General features: G+C 36.5%; 19 protein-coding genes and 1 pseudogene. 15 read left to right on the forward strand and 5 right to left on the reverse strand.

Going from position 1 to position 25,344, the window contains the following annotated elements; all coding sequences use genetic code 11:
* A partial coding sequence (locus ACQV18_RS08175) for a hypothetical protein (protein WP_428876168.1) occupies positions 1–257 on the reverse strand: 257 nt, incomplete at its 3' end.
* Between the two features lie 1,042 nt (positions 258–1,299).
* Between ACQV18_RS08175 and ACQV18_RS08180 the strand changes: the two genes are divergently transcribed.
* Entirely contained in the window at positions 1,300–1,572 is a 273-nt protein-coding gene (locus tag ACQV18_RS08180; RefSeq protein ID WP_428875343.1) for a hypothetical protein, read from the forward strand.
* 42 nt (positions 1,573–1,614) lie between these two features.
* Positions 1,615–1,878, forward strand: a pseudogene (locus ACQV18_RS08185) (DUF1295 domain-containing protein); the annotation flags it as partial.
* Between the two features lie 99 nt (positions 1,879–1,977).
* On the opposite strand, the gene ACQV18_RS08190 reads toward ACQV18_RS08185, so the two are convergent.
* On the reverse strand, positions 1,978–4,707 hold the full coding sequence (locus ACQV18_RS08190; protein ID WP_428892911.1) for an ATP-binding cassette domain-containing protein: 2,730 nt from the start codon (positions 4,705–4,707) through the stop codon (positions 1,978–1,980).
* 637 nt (positions 4,708–5,344) lie between these two features.
* On the opposite strand from ACQV18_RS08190, the gene ACQV18_RS08195 reads away from it, so the two are divergent.
* The 4 genes from ACQV18_RS08195 to ACQV18_RS08210 all read left to right on the forward strand — a co-directional run bounded on the left by ACQV18_RS08195 (position 5,345) and on the right by ACQV18_RS08210 (position 9,432).
* On the forward strand, positions 5,345–6,244 hold the full coding sequence (locus ACQV18_RS08195) for a haloacid dehalogenase-like hydrolase (RefSeq protein WP_428882380.1): 900 nt from the start codon (positions 5,345–5,347) through the stop codon (positions 6,242–6,244).
* A gap of 115 nt (positions 6,245–6,359) precedes the next feature.
* The gene (locus ACQV18_RS08200; protein WP_428874201.1) at positions 6,360–7,613 is read left to right on the forward strand and encodes an ABC transporter substrate-binding protein; all 1,254 of its coding nucleotides are present in this window, start codon (positions 6,360–6,362) and stop codon (positions 7,611–7,613) included.
* 111 nt (positions 7,614–7,724) lie between these two features.
* On the forward strand, positions 7,725–8,594 hold the full coding sequence (locus ACQV18_RS08205; RefSeq protein WP_428874202.1) for a carbohydrate ABC transporter permease: 870 nt from the start codon (positions 7,725–7,727) through the stop codon (positions 8,592–8,594).
* Positions 8,587–9,432 (forward strand): carbohydrate ABC transporter permease, encoded by an 846-nt coding sequence (locus ACQV18_RS08210; RefSeq protein WP_428874203.1) that lies wholly within the window; start codon positions 8,587–8,589, stop codon positions 9,430–9,432. The genes ACQV18_RS08205 and ACQV18_RS08210 overlap by 8 nt, the downstream gene beginning before the upstream one ends.
* Before the next feature lie 6 nt (positions 9,433–9,438).
* Here the strand turns inward: ACQV18_RS08210 and ACQV18_RS08215 are convergent, their stop codons facing one another.
* Positions 9,439–10,350: a hypothetical protein gene (locus tag ACQV18_RS08215; RefSeq protein ID WP_428874205.1), complete on the reverse strand. Its 912-nt coding sequence runs from the start codon at positions 10,348–10,350 to the stop codon at positions 9,439–9,441.
* An 80-nt stretch (positions 10,351–10,430) separates the two neighbouring features.
* Here ACQV18_RS08215 and ACQV18_RS08220 point away from each other — a divergent pair, with 80 nt between their 5' ends.
* The 4 genes from ACQV18_RS08220 (at position 10,431) to allB (ending at position 15,371) form a co-directional block, all read left to right on the forward strand.
* Positions 10,431–11,117, forward strand: a complete 687-nt coding sequence (locus ACQV18_RS08220) for a histidine phosphatase family protein (RefSeq protein ID WP_428874206.1) — start codon at positions 10,431–10,433, stop codon at positions 11,115–11,117.
* 138 nt (positions 11,118–11,255) lie between these two features.
* Positions 11,256–12,482: an allantoate deiminase gene (gene allC / locus ACQV18_RS08225; protein ID WP_428874230.1), complete on the forward strand. Its 1,227-nt coding sequence runs from the start codon at positions 11,256–11,258 to the stop codon at positions 12,480–12,482.
* Positions 12,483–12,505: 23 nt separating this feature from the next.
* Complete coding sequence (allW, locus tag ACQV18_RS08230) at positions 12,506–13,954, forward strand: allantoin permease (protein WP_428874207.1); 1,449 nt, start codon at positions 12,506–12,508, stop codon at positions 13,952–13,954.
* Positions 13,955–14,006: 52 nt separating this feature from the next.
* A complete protein-coding gene (allB, locus tag ACQV18_RS08235; RefSeq protein ID WP_428874208.1) occupies positions 14,007–15,371 on the forward strand; it encodes an allantoinase AllB in 1,365 nt (454 codons plus the stop codon).
* 102 nt (positions 15,372–15,473) lie between these two features.
* Here allB and ACQV18_RS08240 read toward each other — a convergent pair whose 3' ends face one another.
* Positions 15,474–16,406: an AEC family transporter gene (locus ACQV18_RS08240; RefSeq protein ID WP_428874210.1), complete on the reverse strand. Its 933-nt coding sequence runs from the start codon at positions 16,404–16,406 to the stop codon at positions 15,474–15,476.
* 23 nt (positions 16,407–16,429) lie between these two features.
* A complete protein-coding gene (locus tag ACQV18_RS08245; protein WP_428874211.1) occupies positions 16,430–17,182 on the reverse strand; it encodes an alpha/beta hydrolase in 753 nt (250 codons plus the stop codon).
* Positions 17,183–17,473: 291 nt separating this feature from the next.
* On the opposite strand from ACQV18_RS08245, the gene fdrA reads away from it, so the two are divergent.
* The 5 genes from fdrA (at position 17,474) to ACQV18_RS08270 (ending at position 25,169) form a co-directional block, all read left to right on the forward strand.
* Positions 17,474–20,482, forward strand: a complete 3,009-nt coding sequence (gene fdrA / locus ACQV18_RS08250) for an acyl-CoA synthetase FdrA (RefSeq protein ID WP_428874213.1) — start codon at positions 17,474–17,476, stop codon at positions 20,480–20,482.
* Positions 20,475–21,407, forward strand: coding sequence for a DUF2877 domain-containing protein (locus tag ACQV18_RS08255; protein ID WP_428874214.1), 933 nt, complete (start codon positions 20,475–20,477; stop codon positions 21,405–21,407). The genes fdrA and ACQV18_RS08255 overlap by 8 nt, the downstream gene beginning before the upstream one ends.
* On the forward strand, positions 21,408–22,196 hold the full coding sequence (gene allE, locus ACQV18_RS08260) for a (S)-ureidoglycine aminohydrolase (RefSeq protein WP_428874215.1): 789 nt from the start codon (positions 21,408–21,410) through the stop codon (positions 22,194–22,196). It begins immediately after the preceding gene.
* Positions 22,197–22,205: 9 nt separating this feature from the next.
* Positions 22,206–23,276, forward strand: a complete 1,071-nt coding sequence (gene allD / locus ACQV18_RS08265) for an ureidoglycolate dehydrogenase (RefSeq protein ID WP_428874216.1) — start codon at positions 22,206–22,208, stop codon at positions 23,274–23,276.
* Between the two features lie 276 nt (positions 23,277–23,552).
* On the forward strand, positions 23,553–25,169 hold the full coding sequence (locus ACQV18_RS08270; RefSeq protein WP_428892912.1) for a PucR family transcriptional regulator: 1,617 nt from the start codon (positions 23,553–23,555) through the stop codon (positions 25,167–25,169).
* Positions 25,170–25,344: the final 175 nt, after the last annotated feature.

The raw sequence follows: 25,344 nt of genomic DNA on the forward strand, positions 1-25,344 counted from the left end.
GTACTTTCTTCTTTAGAGCTTATTTCTTTGGTACTCTCTTCTTTAGAGCTCTCTTCTTTGGTACTTTCTTCTTTAGTTGTTTCCTCTTTAGTTGTTTCCTCTTCAGTTTCTTCATTCATCACTTCAGTAGCTGTTGTTTCATCAACGGATGTGTCAGTATTCGTGGTAGTGTTCTCATTTGTACAACCAACTAATAGGGCAATGGCTGATAGAGATAGCACTCCCACTTTCATCTGATTTAAAATTGATTTTTTCATTCAACTCTCCCTTTCATCAATAGAATTTATTAATCAGCAACAATAAAATGAATATGCTTATTTTATGACAAACATATTTCATTCAGCTTTATTGTACGAACGAAAACCCAACAAGTCAAACAATTCAATATTAAATTAGATATAAACAACATATATTATAGATAATGAAAACTTGCTAGAAAATTTATTATTAAATTTAATTATCAAATTATTCAAAATTACTTAGCATAGATTGCTTAAAGAGAATCATGTAGCCGGCTTATCTTGAAGCTTAAATATAAAATTTAAAAAGCGAAGCCTATGAATTATGTTAAGAGGGATTTTATTTTTTTGTTAGTCGCTTTATAGAAAGAAAGTGTATAAATGAATCAGCAAAAACATCTATTATAACTTGAAAGAATTAGCGAATACCCCAATTAAAGTCATTGATTCAAAATTTAATTCAGGCGCTCAGTGACTGGTGGTTAAAAAAGCTGCAGAAGTTTTAGCCGCTAGAGAGGACTTTTAAGAAACGGTTAAAAGAATAGAAGGAACTATTAAGAAAACGCATCTCTTTATCAACGCTCCTACCTTGAAATATATGTTAAATCAGGATGCATAGCTAGGGCGCAGGTTTTTGTTACCAATAAGGTCATTTTAAAACCAGTAGTCTCGATGGATGAGGTTGGCGGAGGGGTAGCAATAGGTATGACCATTAGTTAAAAGGGTAATATTAAAAAGATTCAAAAATGAGTTAATAATTGTATGCCAGAGCATACAATTATTAACTATGCTAGTGTTCATGCCTATGGAGGCCAATGCGTGCAAGAATTTGAGGAATATTAAACTTAATTAATTAGTAGGGGGCTAGATTATACGATGGAAATTTTAGCATTTGTAGCGATGAGTGCGAGGATAGGTTCGGTCGCTATCGCTTTAACTACTGAATCGAATAAGAAGGGGGTTAACTGGATTTTAAAAGGGTAATTATATATAGTATGTTATTTATAGTCACCTTGGTGATCGCCACTCAAGGCTTTATGACTAAGATGGAGGTGGCTTGATGTTGCCACTTCTTTTCCCCTTTATTTATTTCACTATTATTTTTTTGATTACTACTAAAATTAAGGGCAACTCAATTGTCGATATAGGGTGGGGCTTAGTCTTTGTGTTGCAAGGAATCTTTAATTTTATTGTCGGCTCGGTAAGCTATTCGATTATTAAATACAATCAATTTGATTTTTCTATGAGTCATAATTACATTGTAATAATTAGCTTGCTAATTGCTGTCATTGGTCTGTTTGTCGAAGTGGTTGGCGATGAACAACTTAGATAACACATAAATAAAAACACAGGCAAATGACTCCGAACAGACTTATGGTCAATGCCCCGTCATCCTAATTATTTTAGAGAGATCTTAGTTTGGGTCGACCTATATATTAGTGGGTTCACCTTATTATTTATTCAAGCCGTTCATCCTGTTTATTATATCGTTCTAGTTATTTCTCCTCTAGTAATGGCGACAGTATTGATAAAAATATCTATTCCTTTATTAGAAAAAATATGTAGTAATATGAAGATTGGCAAGAATATACTCAAAGAGTCCCTATGTTATTTCTATGTGGCAAGAAATAACATCTAATAAAAAATCTTCCTAACAAACTGTTTTGAGACAGTTTGTTAGGAAGTTATTTTGTATTAAAGTTCGAAGTTAAAATGGATAGGAGGTTGGAGGTCAAATCTATTCACTACGAAGAGCTTCAACCGGGTTTTTGCGTGAAGCTTGTTTAGATGGAATTAAACCAGCAATAAATGATAGTAGAATGCTTAAGCCAATTAAGATAAGGGCATTTTTAAAAGATAAGCTGACTGTGACATCTTCTTCTAATAAGTGCAGCAATAAATTGTTTAAAGGAGTGTGTAATAAATAAGTAAACCCGATGCCTAATAATCCTGAAAACAAGCCGATAATAATCGTTTCAGCATTAAAAACCGTTGAAATATTTCTTTTTGAGGCGCCGATGGCTCTTAGAATACCAATTTCTTTTGTGCGTTCTAATACTGAGATATAAGTGATGATCCCGATCATAATCGATGATACGAGTAATGATACGCTGACAAAAGCAATGAGAACGTAGGTAATAACATTCATAATTTCCGAAACGGAAGACATGATTAAGCCGGCAAAGTCGGAGTAGGTAATTTTTTCCTTTTCACTAACAGTCTGATTATAAGCTTCAATTGCGTCAGAAATAGCTTCTTTATCAGCAAAATCATCTGCATAAATACTGATTGCAGAAGGATTTTCAGTAGAAACGACACCAAATTCTTTTAAATTAGTGTCGTAACTAGCCGGTGCAATTGAAGAATCATAAATTTCAAGAAGGGACGAATCATCCAGGTCTTTAACGACTTGATTAAATGGATCCGCGATATTAGCCGGATTGTCAGCTAAATTTGGCTCTGTTGTTGCGAACGGTTCTAAGCTTTGCTGTTTTGCTTGAATTTGCTTAATAAATTCAGCTTGTTGACTGAGGGTGAAATCCTCTAAATAATGATAGACATCTTCAATTTTTTCTCTATCGTTAGCTGCTTCAAAAGCTAGACCATTTAAAACGTTGGTTTTTGGTTGCTTTTTTTGTGCTTGAACGATGTCACTTTGATTGACATAAGCCATTAAAAAGTTTCTTAATTTGCGTGTATAAGCAAGCGGAGTGCGAATGGTTAAGGTTTTAGCATTATCAACTGGTTGAATGATACCGGAAATTTTTATCGGGATAGCTTTTTCTTTAACAACTTTTTCAATCGTTAAGGGATCGTCAGTCAGTTTTTGATAATTACCTCGCGCGTTTTTCTCATAGTAATCACTGCGAGGTAATAAATAAAAAGTTTGATTGCGTAGGTCTTTAAACCGAAGTGTCTTTTTTTCGAGGAGAAGTTCTTCATCATTTTCTATTTGATTGAGAATTTTCTCATAATCTTTAGCGGGGAGCATGCCAAACTCGTAAAAATCAGAAAGGCTGATTTCATTGGCTTCATTTACAACCAGCACCATCTCATTATATTTTTCAGGCCATTTACCATCGATTAAATGATAATTATCCTTTACAACTGGGCTAATAACTTGCTCACCTTGACCTGGAAGAAGTTCGCTAATTTTTGTGTTGGGTTGATTAAACGAGTTTGAAGGGGAGCTAAAGTTTGTTCTTGGTTGTCGATTTACACTTTCAAAAGAACTACCATCAGTATTGATCAAACGCTCATTTTCGTCGTAGGCGAATAAATCAAAATTGATAGCGTAAGAATAAACGATACCATTTTTGCCGACATAGTTAGAAAGTTCATTGTCATCTTGATCTAAATATTTTTTGAAAGCTGTTAAATTATTTTGGCGAAAAGAAGAATTGAACTCACTCATTTGTTCAAGCGATTCATTGTTACTGTAGATGACGTCTAAATTTTCATTTTTAGAGTCGGTATCTTCTGTTTCTTTAGTAGAAGTTTCCGCTCTTCTTGCCGACATTAATTGACTAAAGTCGACAGACTCCTGTTCAATGGTTATTGGATAGGCCGACATAGTCTCTTCTTGGACGTTATCAATATAGTTATTCACGCCGGTCGATAGCGATAGAATGAGGGCAATTCCAATAATCCCGATGGACCCTGCAAAAGCTGTCAAAAACGTTCGGGCTTTTTTAGCGTTTAAATTATTAAAACTTAACGACAAGGCCGTAAGAAACGACATGGAAGACTTGCCCATGCTTTCATGCTTAGAGTTTTTGTTTTCTTCAATGGCTAAAGGATGGGTGTCAGAAATGACTTTGCCGTCTTGCAATTCAATAATGCGGTTGGAGTATTGGTGAGCCAATTCAGCATTATGAGTAACCATCACGACCAAACGTTTTTTGGCAACGTTTTTTAATAGGTTCATTATTTGAAGGCTAGTCTGTGTATCTAAGGCTCCTGTCGGTTCATCGGCTAAAAGAATATCTGGCTCATTGACTAATGCTCGTGCGATCGCAACTCGTTGCATTTGCCCCCCAGATAAATGATTGGGCTGTTTGTTGATATGATCTTTTAACCCTACTTCCTCTAAGGCTTTGATAGCTTTTTGCTTCCGAAGCTTGGCTGAAATTCCTGAAATAGTAAGTGCCAATTCAACATTGGATAAAACGGATTGGTGAGGGATTAAATTATAGCTTTGAAAGACAAAACCGACCGAGTGGTTGCGGTATGAATCCCAGTCTTTGTCTTTATAATTTTTGGTTGAAATGCCATTAATAATAATATCACCACTGTCATAGCGGTCCAAGCCGCCAATGATATTGAGTAACGTCGTTTTACCTGACCCGCTGTGACCTAAAATAGATACAAACTCATTGTCTCTTAAATTGAACGTCACATTATCCAAGGCTTTTTGCTTAAAGCCCCCTGTATGGTAACTTTTGGTTATTTTTTCTATTTGGTGCATTGTAAAACTCCTTCATTGAAAGATTTACGAATAAATGGTAATGGTCTCATTTCAAACAAAGTATATCACTAATACCGACCTAATTCGATCCTAGCGCAAACAAAAAATAGCAACACAATATCTTCCACCTAAAAAACTCAAGTCGAAAGTTTTAAGGTATGCGTGGGAGGCCTTGCGATAAAATAGTAAGTGTGATCAATTGTCTGATAAGGATGTTTTTTATATTTTATATTCTTAGCTTAATGGGACATGAACGACTAAAATAATCCGTCAGGTAACGATTGGAGCATTATTTTATAATATAAATCTATCAGTTTCTAAAATGACACCAAGGGGAGCTAGTTTGTAGGATGCTTAAAGGGAACAGTGCATAAGTTTTCCAAGCAATAGCCATTGTGGCCTACCACTTAATTAAATAGAATTTTAAGAAGTTATCTAATAAATCAGGCCTATTTATTAGAAACTCTGATAGGTCCGCGGCCTGTTAGTAAGTTATAATAGCATCAGGAATATTATTTAGATGCATCCATCCAAGATGTTGAGAGTGGTTTTGTTTATAGGAAGCCTGTTGTTCACAAAAGCGGTAGGACTTAAATAATGCTAGTGCAACTAATAGAAAAAGAGCGAGGGGTTAATTTTGAATAGTAAGCGTATGTTAGATTGTTTCGCAAGTGATTTTGCTACGATGACTTCCTCGGATTTACTCAATAGTATACGAGCTAATGAAGGCAGAACTTTATTAGTAGAATTAAGAGAAGATCGAACTCCTCACCTACCTGATCTTACTAACAGTGAACTTGCTCGAGCCGCTGGTGCGGATTTGATTTTGCTCAATCAAGTAGATGTTTTTAATCCAAAGATATGGGCTTTACCAGATACGCCACATCCAATTGAAACTTTGAAACAGTTTGTCCAACGTCCCATCGGTGTCAATTTAGAACCGGTAGCCAGTGAGGGACATTATTTGGAAAAAGTAAAGAGCCTAGTTGAGGGGCGTATATGTAGTGTTGAAAGCTTAAAAAGAGTGGAAGAATTGGGGTTAGATTTTATATGCTTAACAGGAAACCCACAATCCGGAGTTAGTAATCAGGCAATAGTAGAAGGTATTCGTCTGGCGAAAAACCATTATTCTGGTATTGTGATTGCTGGCAAAATGCATGGGGCAGCCTATGATGAACCTATTTCTTCAGAAGAATGGGTGCAACACTTTTTGACAGCTGGGGCTGAAATTATCATATTACCTCAAGTTGGAACCGTGCCTGGTTACTCGATGGAAGAGTTTAGGCGCAGTTGTCAGTTGATTCACAAAGTGGGGGCTTTGAGTTTAGCAGCTAACGGGACGAGTCAGGATTGTTCACAAAAAGAGGTGGTTACTCAATTGGGATTAACTGCTAAAATAGGTGGTGCAGATATTTTGCATATTGGTTGTTCAGGTAGTGGGGGCATTGCCCCGTTTGAAAATATTATGCAATTATCGATTGCCATTCGAGGGTTGAATCACACGCTTAGAAGAATGGCCATATCCAATCTTCGATAAAGACTCTGCTTCAAGACTTATTACTAAAAAAGATGGAAAGGATGTGGTAGGCTAGAATAGATAATTATTTAGGGATTTAGTCATTCCAACAACTTAAAGAATAAAGGAGAAAAATATGAAAAAAACATTAAAAAGCATCTTAGCAGCATCGCTCACTTTATCAACTGTGTTAGCACCTTTAACAGCTATGGCTCAAGAAGAAAATGCAGGTATAGAAATTAGCTTTATGATTCCTGATTGGGGAGCTCCATCGGATGAAATGTTGGCTAGATTTGAAGAAGAGTATGGGATTAAAGTCAATGTTTTACCAACTAGTTGGGACGATATTCGTGATAAGTTAGCGATTGCAGCTGCAAGTAACACGGTGGCAGCGGATGTCTTTGAAGTAGATTGGTCTTGGATGGGAGAATTCACCAGCGCAGATTGGTTGGCTCCTATTGATTTGCCAGATGCGGATGCTTTTCCAGCAATCGAGCAATTTATGCTAAACGATGAGGTCTATGCAGTCCCTTATGCAAATGATTTTCGGATTGCCTACTACAATACAAAAATGTATGAGGAGGCTGGCTTAGAAGAACCGCCAGTAACTTGGGATCAAGTGATGGAACAAGCTAAAACTATTAAAGATGCTGGAATTACAGAATACCCAGTATCGCTTCCGTTAGGTGCGGATGAAAATTTAACGACTACTTTCTTCTGGTTGGCTTATACACGCAATGGTATTTTATTTAATGAGGATAATACTTTGAATGAAGAAGCGTCTCTCGATGCATTAACTATTATTAAGGCTTTATCAGATGAAGAATTAATTAATCCAGGTAATGTGAACGGTTCGGGAATGGACGCTTACAGACAGATTAACTCAGGAGATACTGCCTTTATAGTAGGCCCATCTTCATTTGTTGGTCGCGTTAATAATGAAGAGGAGTCAACAGTAGTTGGACAGGTAAAACCAATTTTACTGCCAGGTGTTGATGCAAACGCTGAAAGAACAGTACCTTTCCAAGAAGCAGTAGGTATTTCACCAAATACTGAAAATATGGAAGCTGCTCAAACCTTCGTTAAGTGGTATACTTCCGAAGAAACTCAATTAGAATTATTTGATGCGGTAGGAGCACTTCCTACACGATTAAGCATCTTACAGCAGCTAATTGATGAGGAAAAGATTAAAAACACAGGTGCGATGGTTGAATTGGCTGAAATGGTTGAATCGCCATTCCCAAATGGGGTGCCAGAATATTACACCGAAATGAGTGCCGAAATTTATAATACTATCAATAAAATGGTAACTTCAGATCTTTCTGCCGAAGAGGTTGTTAAAGAATTAGTTGAAAAAGTAAATAGTGTTGTTGAGGAATTTGCTGAGTAATTAATAATAAATCTAGGTGTAGTGCACTACACCTAGATTTAAATTTTTAAGGGTTGATCCGTGCTATTATAAAAATGATAGTAGGGATCAATGATTTAAAAGGAGTTTATTATGAAAAAATCTAAAAAAGCCATTTTTCTAATCTTACCCATGATGCTTATCATGGGATTGTTCGTCTACTTACCAATTGTACGCACCTTCATCTACAGTCTTCATGCGTTTAAATTAAGTAGACCAGACCGCTTTAAGTTTATCGGACTCGATAATTATAAAGAGGTTTTACTCTCAGAAGATTTTCATCATGCTTTTCAAAATAGTTTGATGGTTTTTTTATTAGTCGTCTTTTTAACCGTCATTTCCAGCATTATTGTGGGACTTTTGCTCAATAAGCGGACAGTTATTAGCCCAATGCTAACGGGTATTGCAATTGTTCCTTGGGCTTTGCCCCCCCTAGTTAATGGTATTGTCTGGCAATTTATTTTTCATCCCAGTTATGGTTTTATGAATAAATTATTGATGAGTCTTTCAATTATTGATCAGCCAGTTGCTTGGATTAATAATCGTTATTTACTCCTAATTGTCGTTTCAATTGTAATTGCTTGGCGGGTGGTACCTTTTTGTGCCATTTTAATTTTGGCAACCCTACAAACAATTCCTAAAGAAATCTACGAAGCGGCTAAAATGGATGGTGCCAGTCGTTATTCAGAGTTTTTCTATATAACGCTAAGAATGATTTTGCCTACACTTTCAATTGTGTTAATCCAAGCAACTATGGCAGGTTTAAATGTTTTTGATGAGGTAATTTCTTTAGTAGGTTACCGTTATGAAGGACAAACCCTTTTAATATATAATTATTTAAATACCTTTAGCTTTTTAGACTTTGGTCTAGGGTCAGCGATTACCTATATAATCATGATTTTATCGGGGATTATTGGTTACTTTTATATTCGTTCGCTAAGATTGGAGGGAGATCATGCTTAAAAATAAACGTTGGGATTGGTTATACATTATAACTGTAATTATCTTTCTGCTATTCACTTTAGGTCCCCTTATTTGGGCTTTTATAATTAGCGTCACCCCTAAAGCAGAATTAATGAAAGCGGGAGGTCGCTTTCTACCCAGTCAAGCAACTTTTACAAATTATCAAAGCTTGTTTGATCCGACAGATAAGGCACATATAACCATTTTTAATGGCTTAAAGAATTCCTTAATTAGTTCCTTATATACTCTCTTTATTGGGGTGCCTTTAGCTGTTTTAACCAGTTACGCTATGGTGCGTTTTCGCTTTCGCTTACGAAAAGTGATTTTACGCTTATTATTGATTACCATCGTTATTCCTGTGTTTACCACCATCATTCCAATATTTGCTATTTTTTCAAACTATCAGTTGCTGGATAAGCTTTTCTGGATTAGTGTCATTTATGTGACTGCTTTTTTACCTCTAGCAACTTGGATGTTGATTACGCATTTTAATAAGATTCCTAAAGAAATGTGGGAAGCAGCAGAACTCGATGGTTGTACAGAATGGCAGCTTTTCTGGAGGGTGATTTTACCCATGTCACGAACAGCTATTATTACCTGTGTCTTAATTCTCTTGTTAATGAGTTGGAGCCAATTTCAAATCCCAATGATTTTAACGTCAACTCAGAATAATAAAGTAATTACCCTAGTTCTATCTGAGTTTATGACAAGAGATGCTATTGACTATAGTATGATTGCAGCCTCTGGTTTAATAGCTATTATTCCACCAGCAGTTATCGCAATGGTTTTTAGAAAAGATCTTGTATCAGGTTTATCAGCAGGGTCAATTAAAGGATAGTATTTCCTAGAAAGGAACAATCCCCACTCCAATTCCCAGAAATGAAAGATGACTTTTTGCTCTTCTTTGCAAACTAGTGATTTGAGGCATTGAGTCAGGATGGATATCTTTAGAACCATAAATATGCTCTAAGGCCATATCAGGATAGGCAGAATGGGCGATTAGGTCAAAGTTACTTGAAAAAGATAGAATATTGCTTTGAGATCCTAATAAAAATGAGTTGTTAGGATTTAAGAGCCAAGAATAACAGTAAAAGTATTGTGCTGGGAAATTAGTTAAATATCTTTTTTTAAAGGCTCGAGCTAAGTAAAAAGCAGTTGAAGAGTGTGCTTCATCAATTAAACTATCTTGCATGATGTGGACACTAATAATAGGGAGAGCATCTTGAAGGATTTTACTACCGTTATTAATGTAAGAAATGTCTTTAGGAAGAGTGGCTGAATCAAAAAGAGTAAATTCAAATTGAAGCTCGCCTAACTTGAAAATCCTAAGACGAAAGATACGTGCTAACCATTCAAAATCATCTGTTGATAAACCGACAGACTGGGATAAGTTAATACGTAAAAAAAGGTCGGATAGTGTATTTTGTAATATATTAAGAGGGAGATCGTACTTTTTATACAGCTCTATTAAAGCTTGAATACATACAATCATAATGACCAATTGTTGCCAATCATTTAGTTGAATATTAGTTAGCAGAAAGTCTTGCTTAATAATTTGCTGTAAAACTGCCAAGTAAACTGTTTGATTATCTTTAAAGTCTTTTAACGCTCTTTGAATGGTTGTTAATTCAATCTGGCGAGACTTAATGGTTTGAGACTGATTGTATTTTTGACAAAAGGTTTGGATTTGTTGGCTATCAATCGAAAAGTTTTTAAACCAGTTTTGGTAGAAATACGAGTATGATAAGTAGGTCATGGTTGCTCCTCCTTGAAGATTTAAAATAAGTATAGCACGGGATCCTACTAAGCACACAAATTTGTTAAAGGAATGATTAAATGTCTAACGGGTTAACCATATATTTTGTCCGTCATGGTGAAACGTTTTTTAATAAGAATGGGCGTACCCAAGGGTGGTGTGATCCTTTATTGACAGCAGAAGGGATTCAAGCAGTTAAAGATTTAGGCGAAAAATTAAGTAAGGTTAAATTTGATGCGGCGATTGTAAGTGATTTAAAGAGAACACGTACCACAGCCGAAATTCTTATTGAACAAAGTATCTATCCGAATTGGATGATTCCCATTATAGAAATGGCAGATTTTCGAGAAATTAGCTTTGGTTCCTTTGAAGGTATGGAAAGCTATCAAACTTGGGATATCATAAGGAGATATTTGGGTTTTGATTCTGTAGAGAGTATGTTGAGAAATACAACAGAAAAACAAAGGCTGACAGCATTACAACCTGCTGACCCTCTAGGTCAAGGAGAAGACTATGCTGTTTATTGTAAGCGTCTTAAAGAAGGAATGGATAAATTGTTTAATGAATTAATTGAGACGGAGGCTTGTATCTTATTTGTTGGACACAGTATCAATATTCGCCATATACTTCAAATTCTATTACCAAAAACAGAACATATTGATGAGTTTTATGATATGCGGTCTATGAATAATGGGGGCGTGGTAATTATTCAAAAAGTAAGAGAGGGCTTTAAACTCAAACAGTTTATAGACAAAAAGTTCGCTTAACTAACAGAGGGTTGTTTTTGTTCACTTTAGACAAAATACATTGTAAAGTTGAGCAAATATAACAATGAGAAATGAAACCGTTTTACACTATAATGTATGCAAGATACAAATGGGCAAAATTTGGAAAGGGTGCGAACTATGATAAAAATTTCACCAGCAGAAATCGATCGCCAAATGGATTGGATTTCGAGTATTTCTGATAAAGAAGGAAAAGGTACTACAAGACTTTTATATAGCAAATCATGGATTGAAGCTCAGAATGCCTTGAAAGAACTTTTTGAAAAAGAGGGGATGAAGGTAGAGTTCGACGAAGTAGGGAATATGTTTGCAACAGTTGAAGGTAGTGAAGAGCCAGAATCAATCATCGCCTCAGGATCGCATATTGATACAGTTGTTGATGGTGGTCGTCTAGATGGCCAATTGGGTATTATGTCTGCCTACTTAGCGATTAAGGGGTTGGTTGAAGAATACGGCCAACCAAAGAAATCTTTGCGAATTGTTTCGATGGCAGAAGAGGAAGGCTCTCGTTTTCCATATGCCTTTTGGGGATCTAAAAATATTTTTGGTTTAGCGAAAAAAGAAGATGTTGAAACCATTAAGGACAATGACGGTGTTCCTTTTGAGACAGCTATGAAGGAAGCAGGCTTTAATTACCTTGTAGATTCTCCACGCTTTAATCACTTTGATGCTTTTGTAGAATTACATATTGAACAAGGAAACTTCTTGGAAAATGCAGGCAAAAAAGTTGGGGTTGTTAATGCCATAGTGGGGCAAAAACGCTACACCATTAAATTAAAGGGTGAAGCTAATCATGCCGGAACGACCTTAATGAGATATCGTAAAGATGTCATCGACTGTTACGCTAGAATTGTTTCTGAAGTCATTGATAAAGCAAATGAAATTGGCGATCCTTTAGTCGTAACCTTTGGCCACGTAGAAGTAAAGCCTAATGTGGTGAATGTTGTTCCTGGAGAAATGGAGTTTTCAATTGATACTAGGCACACTAACCAGGAAGCTCTCGATGAGTTTGCTGTATTTATTGAAACAACTATTGAGAAACATTGTCATGAAAAAGCGATTGAAGTAGAAATGAATTTATGGATGAATGAGCCACCAGTGCCAATGGATCCTGAGATTGTTAAAGTTTTAGAAAAAGTTTGTCAGGATAACCAATTAAATTATCAAATCATGCATTCAGGAGCGGGGCATGATTCACAGATATTTGCTCCACAAGTTCCAACAGCTATGATCTTCGTTCCTTCCATCAAAGGAATTAGTCATAATCCGGAAGAACATACCGAGGCGGTGGATATTGTTGAAGGGATACAAGCTTTAGCAGAGGCCTTAAAAGAATTGGCCTATTAAAATAATTTGGAGGACTTTTAATAATGGAACATAATGATGTCTTAGTAAGACAAGAACAAATTGATTTGTTTAAATCAAGGGGATATACCAATGATGACATATTGCCTAATAAGCCAGAACAACGTAGTATGTCAACACTTAACTTCTTTACTCTGTGGATGGGATCGGTCCATAATATTCCTAATTATCTAACTGTTGGTGGCTTTCTAGCTTTAGGGGTGGCACCTATTCACGTGTTCTTAGCTATCATTTTGGCGGGACTAGCAGTAGCGGGACTAATGACAGTTAACGGTAAAGCAGGGTCTATGTATGGCATTCCATTTGCCATTCATTTACGTTCTGTTTATGGTAGTGCAGGATCTAAATTGCCTGGCTTTCTAAGGGGAGTTGTGGCAGCTATTGCTTGGTTTGGGGTCCAAAACTATGCAGGTTCGAAAGCTTTGTTGATCTTAGTAAGTAGAATTTGGCCAGCTTTCTTGAATGTTGGTGAAGGCATTAATATTTTAGGCCTTTCTGTACCGGCCTTTTTATCATTTGTAGTCTTCTTCTTGATCAATGTAATGATTGGCTTAGGGGGAGGCCGCGTATTAAACAAGTTTACAGCTATACTAAATCCACTTATTTATGTTGTGTTCGGAGGAATGGTTGTTTGGGGATTGAGTGTAGCGGGCGGGTTTGGACCAATTTTCGACCATGTAACAGCTGTTAATCAATCGGTTGCAACCCCTCTAGCCTATTTGATTATTATTGCATCTACCTTATCTGTTTGGGCAGCTCCAGGAGTAAGTGTTTCTGACTTTACTCAAAACGCAACTTCCACCAAGTCTCAAACAATAGGACAAATCTTATCGTTGTTAGTTGGGTATGTCATTTTTGCTTTTGCAAGTATCACTGTTTTAAATGGTGCGGCCATTACTGGTGTTTCACATCAAGGAGATGTCTTACAAATTATTAATCAATGGGACTCTATGCCGGCTATTTTCTTGGCTTCTTTTGTCTTATTGATGACAACCGTTTCAACTAATGCGACTGGTAATATTATTCCAGCAGCCTTCCAGTTAACAGCTCTTTTTCCACAAAAAATTAATTATCGTAAAGGTGTTATCATCGCAAGTATTATCAGTTTTATCATAATGCCTTGGAAATTCATGGAGTCAGGGAGTGTAATTCTAGTTTTCCTTAACTATATTGGAAGCTTGTTAGGCCCTGTAGCCGGTGTTATGATTGCTCACTTCTACTTTGTGGACAAACAAAAGATCGACTTGGATTTACTATACTATTCACCAGAGCAAGCAGCGGATAACCCTTATTCTGGTGTCAATAAGAAAGCTTATATCGCAACCATTTGTGGGTTTGTTGTTTCAATTGTCGGACAATTTATCCCAGCCCTAGAGTTTCTGTCCCAAATCTCTTGGATTGATGGTTTTGTAGTGGGATTACTTGTTTACTTTGTATTAAATCGTGCAGAATAATTAAATTTAATTATTTTGGACGCTTAATAAAAATTTATTAGGAGGTTATTTTATGTCATATGATTTAGTCATCAAGAATGGTCAAGTCATTTTAGAAAGCGGCGCAGTTGTGACCGATTTGGCAGTCAAAGACGGAAAGATTGCTGCAATTGGTGAAAATTTATCGGCTGAGCAAGAGGTTGACGCTAAAGGATTAATTGTTAGTCCGGGAATGTTTGATTGTCACGTTCATATTACTGAAAATGGTGGTGGGTATCGTGATGAGTGGGAAGGTTATGTTACAGGAACTTCTGCTTGTGCTAAGGGAGGAGTAACTTCTTTCTTAGAAATGCCATTGAACCAAGTACCAGCAACAACTGATGAAGCGAGTATTAAGGACAAATACCAATCTGGTCAAGGTAAATTAAAAGTGGATGTTTTCTCATTTGGAGGACTCGTTCCTTATAATGTTGAAACAGGTGGTATTCAAGAATTATATGAGAACGGTGTAACGGCCTATAAATGTTTTATGGCAACTTGTGGCGACCGTTCAATTGATGGAGACTTCCAAAATGTGGATGACTATTCACTCTACGAAGGGATGAAACAAATTGCGAAGACAGGAAAAGTTCTAGCTATCCATGCTGAAAATGCAGCGATTACTGATCGCCTAGGTGAAAAAGCAAAAGCGGAAGGCAAATCAAAATTGTCAGAGTATGTGGCGACTCGTCCAGTCTTTACAGAGGTGGAACCTATTCAACGAGCAATTCTTTTTGCTAAAGAAACAGGCTGTCGCATTCATATCTGTCACGTGGCTTGCCCAGAAGGTGTGGAAGCAGTTATTAAAGGGCAACAAGAAGGTGTCGATGTCACTTGTGAGACTTGTTTACATTATTTATACTTTACAACAGACCAATTAGATGCTATTGGAAATGTGGCTAAATGTTCACCACCAATCCGTGATAAAGAAGCTCAAGATGGTTTATGGGATTATGTCTTTTCAGGGGATATTATTTCATCAATCTCTGATCATTCTCCATGTACCCCAGACTTGAAAGATAAAGAAAATGCATTTGATGCTTGGGGCGGTATCTCAGGCGTACAAAATGATGTCGATGTGTTCTTTGATGAAGCAGTTAATAAGCGTGGTATGTCTCTTGAGCAATTTGCACAAGTGATTGCGACACAACCAGCCCGTCGTTTTGGTATTGATGATACAAAAGGAAGCTTATCAGTAGGCAAAGATGCAGATATCGTTTTAATTGATCCTAATAAATCTTACGTCTTAACTGCTGAAGATTTAGAATATCGCAATAAGATCAGTCCTTATATTGGTAGCGAAATTGGTGCAACTGTTATGGCTACTTATGTAAGAGGACATGAGGTTTATAGCATAGATAAGGGAGTAACAGAGGAGTTTGTTGGAGAATTTAAATAATTAAATATAGACTAATTTGTTTTCAGAAGAAGCAAATAGTCCCTAAGAATAGATTGGATCTAATTCTTAGGGGTTTTTTAATACCAACAGAAGACTTTTTAATTAGAAGAGCAAAGTGATGATTGGTATGGTAACGACTGAGAGCAGAGAAGTCATAAAGACCATCTGACTAGCAAACTCAGGATGATTGTCGTAATTTTGAGCAAACATAGCTACATAAGATGCTGTCGGCATAGCTAACATGATAGTCGGAATAATTAACTCATAGTTTGAGAAATTAAAAGCTTTTAAAGTAAAGAGAATTATTAGAGGTATAAAAACGAGTTTGAGTAAAGCTTGAATATATAAGAATTTATTAGCGAATATCTTAGAAATATCACTGCGCGATAGAATTAAACCAACAACAATCATGGCTAGCGGTGAAGTTGCCGGGCTTAAAATATTCAAAACTTTATCCAAGGGTTGAGGAACTCGCCAACTAAAAAGAAAGAAGATTAAACCAACGACTATCGATAAGATGCCGGGACTTAGAACAATTTTTTTCCAATTAAATTCTACCTTACCTGAACCGTTTCTTCCCATTAAATAAATACCAATTGACCATGAGACAGTTTCAAATAAAAACCCGGCGCCGATAACAGCATAGAATAGAGCTTCTTCTCCTAAGAGATTACTAACAATAGGGTAACCCATAAAAGAGGTATTAGATAAAAGAAGGGCCACTCTAAAAACATCCTGCTCGGAAATACTTAACTTAGTTTGTTTAGCAACTAACCATCCTAATAACAACATACCAGCATAACAAACGGCTACAATTATTAGAATTGTAAAAGCTCTTTGCACACGTTCAATATTAAAATCTAATTGCATGGCATTAAAGATGGTTGCCGGCATGGTGATATACAAAACAAGGTTGGTAATATCTTTTTGACCTTGAGCACTGATTACTTTCCACCTACCAGCAAAAAAGCCAATAATAATAAGAATGAATAAGACGAGCACACTTTGAAGCGTGGACATAAAATCTAACTGCATAAAAACATCCTTTCAATTTTTATTTAATTTGATAACGAATCAAGCCACTCTATGACTTGCAGATAAACCTCTCTCCCTTTTGTTAAATTTGTTCGATCGAAATCATGATCTGCAGAAGCAACCTCAATCAAATGACTTTGATTAGCGAATTTGTTTAGTTGTTTTGATTGTTGAATGGGAACATCAGGGTCTTTATCAGCATGGACAAGAAGTAAAGGAGGTAGTAGGTTAATTTGCTCTTTAGTGAGTGAAAAACTGTTTGGATCATCCGTTAGAAATTCAATCCAATTTCCAACTTGTCTACAATAGAGGTAGATTAAATAACGCTCATTTTCGTTTCCCTGACTGATAGGTTTGTTTTGAATGAAAGTCTCGATTAATTCTTTGGACACTTTCGCAAATTTATTATGGTAAGGATTAGGATAGATAAAGTTTGCATCATTTAACTTGTAATAGCCATAAAAGCTGATGATAGTTTTCAACCATTTAGAAGACCTTCTTGTAGCTAGTTGTAGGGCAAGATAAGCTCCGGCTGACCGGCCAAATAGATTGTACGAAGGATCTATTTGGCCTGCTAATTGATAACCTGCATTTTGATACCATTCAAGAGTTTTGCTTAAAAGATTAATGATTTGCTCTAAATTACTTTCAGGAGCTAATAAGTAGTCAAGAGCTAGTATCGAATATCCTTTACTGTTAAGTAATTCGATATATTCGCCCGGCAAGTCTTCGCGTTGACCAAAAATCAGTCCACCACCGTGAAGATAAATCAACATCTGGCTTTGTGGCAGTGAAGATCTATATAGTGTAGCTGAAATTTTATAGTGAGGAGTTTGAAAAACATCAATTATTTGTCGAATTTAAATCACCTTCTTCTAAATAGGGAGATGGAGCCCATTCTTGTAAGGTTATTTTAACATTCTTTTTAACGCATCCACTACAAATTTAAAATGAAAGAAACCTTATTTTTGTTCGAAATGAACAAAAGAAGGCGTTTTATTTGTAAACTGAGCAATCGAATTATATGAAGGAAAACGATATAATAGTAGACAAAGGGAGGGGTTTTCTTGTTATTCACAAAAATTCAAAAAGGTAATTATCAAGACTCTATTAACTTGATGCTTTTATCAGCAGAAATTAATAAAGTTGATGGTGTTACTCAAGCACAGGTTATGATGGCGACGGATGCAAATAAGGATATCTTTAAAGGGGCCGGTTTATCTACTCCTGAATTAGAATCTGCTGGTGCTAATGATTTGGCAATTGTAGTTGAAACAGAAGATCAAGCAGTTTTTGACAAAGTTTTAGAAGAAATCGATCATTTTCTGGCAGACCTAACGGTTAAGAAAGAATCTGATAATAAGGTAGATGTTGATAACTGGGAGGAAGCAATGGAAGCTTTACCAGATGCTAATTTAGCCTTAGTATCTATTCCAGGAGAGTATGCAGCCTATGAGATAGAAAAGGCGCTTGATAATAATTTACATGTTTTCTCATTCTCAGATAACGTTTCAATGGAAGATGAAGTGAGACTAAAAGAGAAGGCGCATGAAAAAGGACTCTTATTCATGGGGCCTGATTGTGGGACAGGAATCATTTCGAGTATTCCAATGGCCTTTACCAATGTTGTGAAACCAGGAAATATTGGTGTGGTTGGAGCTTCAGGGACAGGCATTCAAGAAGTCACAACCATTATTGATCGTTTAGGTGGCGGAGTAGTTCACGCTATTGGCACTGGTGGTAGAGACTTGAAGGAAGCAGTTGGCGCACGTACCATGATTGACGCCATTATCGCTTTAGAAAAGCACCCATTGACAGATGTCATCTGTGTTATTTCTAAACCACCTGCAAAAGAAGTAAGGGATCAAGTTGTTAAAGTATTACAATCCCTATCTAAGCCTGTAGTAGCTATTTTCTTAGGTGAAAAACCAACCGAACATATTGGTAATGTAGCTTTAGCTTATACATTAGAAGAAGCAGCTAGAATAGCAATAGACTTAGCTAATGGTGAAGAAGTCAAAGCTAAATATGTGGACGGGTTAGATAACCAAATCCAATCTCAATTAAAAGATAAAACAGTAAAAGGTCTCTACTCAGGTGGAACATTAGCAAATGAAGCAGCCATGCTAATTGCAGATGCTTTAGAACTAGGAGATATTCAAAACGAAGAAGGTTACATCTTAAATACGCACGGTTTCCAAGTGATGGACTTAGGAGACGATGTTTATACACAAGGTAAACCACATCCAATGATTGACCCAAGTATTCGAATTGAAAAGTTAGAAGAAGCTTTTGCAGATGAAAAGACAGGTGTTATTTTATTAGATGTTGTCTTAGGATATGGTTCACACCCAGATATGGCTAATGCTCTGATTCCTACTATTCAAGAAAATCTCTCAAAATTGGCTGATAGTGAACGTGAAGTTTATGTTGTTGCGACTGTAACGGGAACACCAAACGATCCTCAAGATTACGATAAGGCTGTAGCCAACTTAAAAGAAGCGGGCGTTTATGTTGAAACAACTAACGCAAAAGCGATTCGTTTAGCTTTAGAATTGATGGGCGTTCACTATCAATTTGCTGCTAAAGAACATGTGGCTTATACAGGCGAAAAGATCGAATTACCTAGTCCAAGTGAACACGTTCAAGAATTAGTGATGACTTCTCCACGTGTTATAAATATTGGTATCGAAAGTTTTGTGGATCCAATTATTAAGTTTGGAGGCAAAGCTATTCAATACAACTGGCGACCAAAAGCAGGTGGCAATAAGAAATTAATCAAGATCTTAAATGAACTAGAAAAACATGCAGAGGCTATTGATGAAGCCAACCAGAAAGTAATTGGTCGTATGCGAGATTCGCAACCTTACTTAATCGATGTGAAATATGCTAAAGAGGTTATCCCAGAATTAAATACGGATAAAAAAGTTGTTTTACATGCTGGACCACCAGTGAAATATGAAAACATGACGGGTCCAATGCAAGGTTCAGTTATTGGAGCGATGCTATTTGAAGGCTGGGCTTCCAATCATGAAGAAGCACAACAACAAATTGATGCTGGAGAAATCACCTTCATGCCTTGTCACCATGTGGGCGCAGTAGGCCCTATGGGCGGAATTACTACTGCTAATTTCCCTGTCTTTATCGTTGAAAATAAAGCAGACGGTACCACTGGTTACTGTATTATGAACGAAGGGATCGGAACGGTATTACGTTTCGGAGCCAACAATGAGGAAGTTATTACTCGTCTTGAATGGATGCGTGATGTATTAGGGCCTGTATTAGGACAAGCGTTACGTCAAATTGAAGGTGGTATTAATGTCAATGTTATGATTGCTAAAGCCATTACCATGGGTGATGAATTCCACCAAAGAAATATTGCGGCTTCCCTTGTATTCCTAAAAGAAATTGCTCCAATCATTACATCCTTAGATATTGATGCTAAACAAAAGCAGGAAGTGATTCAATTCTTAGCGGATACCGACCAGTTCTTCCTCAATATTGCGATGGCTACTGGCAAAGCGATTGTTGACTACGCACGTAAGATTCAAGAAGGCTGTATTGTTACCACTATGGCACGTAATGGTGAAAACTTTGGTGTTCGTATTGCAGCCATGGGTGACCAATGGTTTACTGCACCTGTTAATACGCCGAAGGGTCTATATTTCACTGGTTATAGTGAAGAAGACGGTAGTAAGGATATCGGAGACTCTGCAATTACAGAGACTATCGGTTTAGGTGGTTCAGCCATTGTAGCGGCCCCTGGAGTGACACGCTTTATCGGTGCAGGTGGTTTTGAAGACGCAGTTCGCATTTCCAATGAACAAGCAAAAATAGTCAGCGCACAAAACCCTAACTGGTCTATTCCAACTTGGGATTTCCGTGGAGCTAACTTAGGAATCGATATTCGTAAAGTTGTTGAAACAGGAATTGAACCAATTATTAATACTGGTATTGCACATAAGAAAGCAGGTGTCGGTCAAGTAGGTGCTGGAACGGTTACTGCTCCGATTGCTTGCTTTGAAAAAGCTTTAGTAGCTTTTGCGGAATCATTAGGAATTAAGGTGGATGAATAAGCTAGTAGCGGATAAAACAGCCCTATTGATCTCGACTTATCTTTTCCCCTTAGAAGATCAAATATATTGGGTCGACTCTGTCTTTGAACATGGGATTAATTTAGTCACAAGAAAGACAGAGGGTTCACAACAACTGATTTATCTTTCAGCAGTTAATCAAGAAAAGGCTTCTGTAATAGGCGTTCAGTTAGAAAACAAGCAAGTGTTTAATCAGTTGATGCGCTGTCTGAAGCCGGGTGAACAAATTCGACAGCGTAACCATTCATGGATTGTCTATACGCGCCCTTTACCCCTAAAAATTGATCTAGTCGACTATCAAAGATATTCTTGTTGTTTACCCGCTTATTCTTTAAAGCTAACCGTTAAAGATTTAAAACAGCTTATTGATAGCCTGAGAAAAGCCAAAGTTTATCAGCAATCGGCTTTTAATAAGTTAGCTACACTGCAAAATTACTATCAAAACAAATTGCTTGGCGATCTACAAAATGATTTATTGACTGATCCAGCTAAAATGTCAGATTTAGTCCAATTTCTTTTTGGTAAAGGGCTTGGACTAACTCCTTCGGGAGATGACTTTTTACAAGGAATGCTAGTTATGGAACAGAGTCTCTTAAGTCGCCGAGGTCCAATTGCTTCGTTTGAACAAACCTGTGTAATATTATCTAATCTCATCCAGCAAGCGCTGAAAGTAAAAGCAACAACTAAAGTTAGTCAAGCCTATTATCATGCTGCTTTAGCAAGACAAGTCAATCCGATATGGCTGAAATTGATTGAGGCGATAGAGAATCAAGCAACTGATCAGTTAAGTCAATCAATTCGTGCAATCCAATCGTATGGGCACACTTCAGGTAATGATATGCTCTTGGGAGCACAATTTTACTTACAACTAATACTAAAAAACAAACTTTTAAAAGGAGAGGTTTAAATGGGATATAAAAACAATAAAACAGGTTATAGAGATGGTTTATTAGAAAGCCGTGCTGTGGTTGAGAAAGACTTATATGCAATTTTACCGCATGATGGTTTAGTGAATAATCAGATTCCAGGATTTGAAAATGTTTTGATTTCAATTTTAGGCTCACCTGCTCTTGGCGCTAGCTTTAATGATTATATTGCAGAGTTCCAAGAAGGCGGTAAGAACGAACGTGGTTTTGGTGGAGAAGGGCTTGAAACATTTGCTTATGTTATCTCAGGCAAATTAAAAGTAAGTGATGGTAAAGAAGAACACCTATTAACAGATGGTGGCTACGCTTTCTTCCCAGTAGATCAATTAATGTATCTAGAAAATGCTCAAAAAGAGATAACAGAAGTTTTCTTGTACCAACGACGTTATGATGCTATTGAAGGTCATGAAGCGCATAAAGTGGTGGGTAATAAAGCTGATTTACAACCAATTGAGTATGAAGGTATGAAAGACGTCCTCTTATGGAACTTCTTGCCAACAGATGATTTTGGCTTTGATATGAATATTCATATTCTTGAATTCCAACCAGGAGCTAGTCATGGATATATCGAAACCCACTATCAAGAACATGGTGCTTATCTACTTTCTGGTCAAGGAATGTATAACCTTGATAATAAGTGGTTCCCGGTCGAAAAAGGTGACTACATCTTTATGGGAAGATATTCTTTACAATGCGCTTATGCTGTTGGACGTGACGAACCTTTATCTTATGTTTATTCTAAAGATGCTAACCGCAACCCTAAACTATAGGAGGATAAAATGACAGATAAAAATGAAACAGTAAAAATTCAAGCCAGTCGTCTACAAGACTTAATAAAAAAGAAGTTAATGGCAGCAGGACTACCAGAAGATTCGGCTTTAGAAACGGCTAAACACTTAACTTATGCTGATTTATCTGATATTCATTCTCACGGAGCTGTTCGTGTTGCATATTATGCTGAACGCATTGCCAAGGGGGGCGTGACCAAAGAACCGAAGATTACTTATACAAAAACAGGTCCTGCGACAGCTACTTTTGATGGTGACAATGGTCAAGGACATTATATTGCTAATCTTGCTTTAGAAAAAGTCATCGAATTAGTAAAAGAAAATGGAATTGCCATGGTAGGAGTCACCCATGTTAGTCATACAGGTATGTTAGCTTACTATGTTGAGAAGTTGGCAGAAGCTGGTTATGTTAGCCTGTCGATGACACAATCTGATCCTATGGTAGTGCCTTTTGGAGGGTCTGAAAATTATTTTGGAACCAATCCGATTGCTTTTGGTGCACCTCGCAAGGAGGGTCGTCCAATCTTCTTTGATATGGCAACCACTGTTCAAGCTTGGGGCAAAGTCTTGGATGCGCGTTCAAAGGGCGAGTCAATTCCGGATACCTGGGCAGTTGATGCTGAAGGTAATTCGACCACCGATCCACATAAAGTAGCAGGTCTTTTACCAATTGCGGGTCCCAAGGGATATGGTTTAATGATGATTGTTGATATTCTTTCGGGTATGCTCTTTGGCTTACCTTTTGGTAAGAGTGTCTCTTCAATGTATAATGATTTAGACAAGGGCAGAGACTTAGGACACGTTTATATCGCGGTCGACCCAGCACGCTTTACTAGCTTGGATCAATTTACTTCCAATATTGAACAGATGGTAGAGGAGTTGCATGCTATCAAACCAGCTGATGGCTTCGATCAGGTCTACTATCCTGGAGAATTAGCGGTTTTAAGCACAGAACGTAATCTTGAAAAAGGGATTGATATTCCAAAACATATTATCGATTACCTTGAGTCAGATACTGTTCATTTTAATCAGTATGGTAATAAAGGTGCTTTTGCTGAATAAACCACATAAGCTTAGAAAAAACAAGATAATTAATAAATTTAAAAATAGTCTAACAATCTATCAATTGCTAGACTATTTTTTATATTGAAGAAAGTGATAAGCGTCAAGTCTTTTAAAAAAGGAAGATGAAAATCAGTTATAAAATTGCTCAAGCAAGAAATTGTTATTTTGGTTAGTCTCAGTCTAAGTTGTTTTATATCCTATAAAAGATGGCTTGTAAAAGTAGGAAGGAATTAAATCTCTTGGTATAATGAGTTTACTAAGGAGATGGTTTGTGTGGTATCCGTAGAAAAATTATTAACAATCGACTACCTCTCGGAGATTAAATTATTAACAGATAGAAAAACAATTGAACACCAAGAAGTTAGTAACGTCGAAATAACTGAAACACCCGATGTTGAGTTTTATATCAGTCCGGAGACGTTAATTCTTACAACCGGAATGATTTTTAAAGATGATCAGTTGCAGATGATTCCCTTTATCGATTCATTAATTCGTGCTAAAGGAGTAGGTTTAGCCATTAAATCAGGACGTTTTCTTAATGGAGAACTCCATCCCAAAGTGATTGATTATGCCAATCAGCGCAACTTTCCTATTATTAATATACCTGATAAATATCCACTCGGACGCTTACTCCATCAAATTTCAAATTATATCTGGAATCAACGAAAAGAAGAAATTGAGTTTGCGCTAAGTATTCAAAAGCAATTCTCAGACCTTTTACTTAACAATACTTCCATTGATAAAGTAATCAATGAATTCAGTAAAATCATTAAATGTCCGATTATTCTCTTGAGCCCAATAAAAAAAGCGGTGAGTTATTCGCATCATTTCACTAAAAAACCACTTCTTATTCAATCGTTGCAGGAGCAGTTTCAAAAGCGATTTAAACAAAAACAAGTCCCTAATGATTATTTTAAAATGAAAGATGAAAATGACCAGACACTTCTAATCTCTGCCAGCAGTGTCTTTGTATTTAAATACTTTCCCCATTACTTGCTCATATTAAACCCAGAGAATATGACCTACCCCATATCTGCCTTTACGATTGATCAAGCCAAATTAGTTCTTTCCTATATTCTTTATAAAACGGAAAAAGTTTTTTCCAGCTATTTACACACTTCCTCTAGTTTTATGTTAGAGACTATGGGAGGAGATACCTTAAATAAAGGGATTCTTTATAAAACGATTGAAGAAATTAAATATGTTGACTCCAACTATTACTTGGCTGTTGAAGTAAATGTTTCAAGTGCACTGGAACCTAAATTAAAAACAGTTAAACTCTATGAAAAATATGCGTTAATTTTAGATTTTCTAAAAATTTATGGTCAAGAATATTTTAAGGATATGTTTTTATTTCAAACAGACGCTAATGCCCATCTCTATCTAATCTTACAAAATCATGTCGGTAATCTGGATGAGAAATTAATGCAGTGTCATGATGATTTGTTAAAACTGGTTAATATTGACATGATTTTTAGCGTCGGCGAATCAGTCAGTTCAATTGATCAAGTATCCAGGTCGATTGACCAAGCGTCCTTAGCATTTAAAGCTCGATTGACAGATTATAATAAAGAGACTATTAGCTATTATAACAATTCGGGAGTTCAACATCTTTTTCACGATATCGACAGTAAAGATATTAATTATTTTTGCGAATCAGTACTAAAAGAGTTAGCTTATCCTCAAACAAATAATTTAAAAGAATTACGTGAAACCCTTAAGGTATACTTAGATAATCAGTGTGAGACAACGTTAACTGCCAATATACTATTTGTTCATCGAAATACCGTCAAATATCGTATTGAGAAATGTCAAGAATTATTAGGAGTTGATGTTACCGACCCAAGAGCGTCCTTAAACATTAGAATAGCCTTAATGCTTAGCGTCTAGCTTATCAGTCATATGCAGATCAGTTTGAGCAAACTCTTATGGCTCATCGCTGGAGTTAAGAGAGTTTGCTATTTTATTGCAAAGGACTTTAATAAAGATAAAAAATGCTAAAAGTTAAAATGTTAGACGATAATACATATGTGACATAAAACAAATAAAAATAGGGAGCTTCTGA

Origin of the sequence: Facklamia sp. P9177, assembly GCF_050409585.1 — a bacterium.
Classification (GTDB): Bacteria; Bacillota; Bacilli; order Lactobacillales; family Aerococcaceae; genus Facklamia.